The sequence below is a fragment of the Pseudomonas sp. UV AK001 genome, from assembly GCF_046097675.1.
Taxonomy (GTDB): Bacteria; Pseudomonadota; Gammaproteobacteria; order Pseudomonadales; family Pseudomonadaceae; genus Aquipseudomonas; species Aquipseudomonas kribbensis.
Genome location: NZ_JBJUVZ010000028.1, coordinates 1 through 649, shown reverse-complemented (window position 1 = coordinate 649; position 649 = coordinate 1). Strand labels below are relative to the sequence as shown.

The following is a 649-nucleotide window of genomic DNA, read 5'->3' as shown; positions in this document are numbered from 1 at the left end:
GCAGCCAGAGGCTGGGCGCCGCCCATGCCGCCGAGGCCGGCGGTCAGGACCCAGCGGCCCTTGAGGTTGGAATCGTAATGCTGGCGACCGGCCTCGACGAAGGTTTCGTAGGTGCCCTGGACGATGCCCTGGCTGCCGATGTAGATCCAGCTGCCGGCGGTCATCTGGCCGTACATCGCCAGACCTTTCGCGTCGAGTTCGTTGAAGTGTTCCCAGGTCGCCCAGTGCGGCACCAGGTTGGAGTTGGCGATCAGCACGCGCGGCGCGTTGCTGTGGGTCTTGAACACGCCGACCGGCTTGCCGGACTGCACCAGCAGGGTCTCGTCGTCATTCAGGTTGGTCAGGCTTTCGACGATCTTGTCGTAGCATTCCCAGTTGCGCGCGGCGCGACCGATACCACCGTAGACCACCAGCTCTTTCGGGTTCTCGGCCACTTCCGGATCGAGGTTGTTCATCAGCATGCGCAGCGGCGCTTCGGTCAGCCAGCTCTTGGCGGTCAGCTTGTTGCCGCGCGATGCACGAATTTCGACGTCACGGAATTTAGTAGTTTTTGCGTCAGTCACGAAAAAGACTCCTCAGCGATCAATTCAAACCAACCCTGGCGATGGGCAAGCGGCTTGTGCGCTTCAATGCGCGACAAGCGAATCAG

Annotated in this window: 1 pseudogene; it reads right to left on the bottom strand. The window is 61.5% G+C overall.

Features of this window, described 5'->3' with window-relative positions:
* Positions 1-563: pseudogene (locus ACKLNA_RS29115) on the bottom strand (urocanate hydratase); the annotation flags it as partial.
* Positions 564-649 lie beyond the last annotated feature (86 nt).